Consider the following 419-nt stretch of genomic DNA (forward strand, 5'->3'; position numbering starts at 1 on the left):
GGGTAAGGAAGACAGACCCAGGGAACTGAAACATCTAAGTACCTGGAGGAAGAGAAAGCAAATGCGATTTCCTGAGTAGCGGCGAGCGAAACGGAACAKAGCCCAAACCAASARGCTTGCYTSTTGGGGTTGTAGGACATTCTATACGGAGTTACAAAGGAACGAGGTAGACGAAGCGACCTGGAAAGGTCCGTCGTAGAGGGTAACAACCCCGTAGTCGAAACTTCGTTCTCTCTTGAATGTATCCTGAGTACGGCGGAACACGTGAAATTCCGTCGGAATCTGGGAGGACCATCTCCCAAGGCTAAATACTCCCTAGTGATCGATAGTGAACCAGTACCGTGAGGGAAAGGTGAAAAGCACCCCGGAAGGGGAGTGAAAGAGATCCTGAAACCGTGTGCCTACAAATAGTCAGAGCC

1 rRNA gene is annotated in these 419 nt (G+C 50.2%); it reads left to right on the plus strand.

Going from position 1 to position 419, the window contains the following annotated elements:
- Positions 1-419, plus strand: a 23S ribosomal RNA gene (locus AB4Z00_RS26590); the annotation flags it as partial.

Source organism: Novosphingobium sp. YAF33, from assembly GCF_052113265.1.
In the GTDB taxonomy this organism is placed as follows: Bacteria; Pseudomonadota; Alphaproteobacteria; order Sphingomonadales; family Sphingomonadaceae; genus Novosphingobium.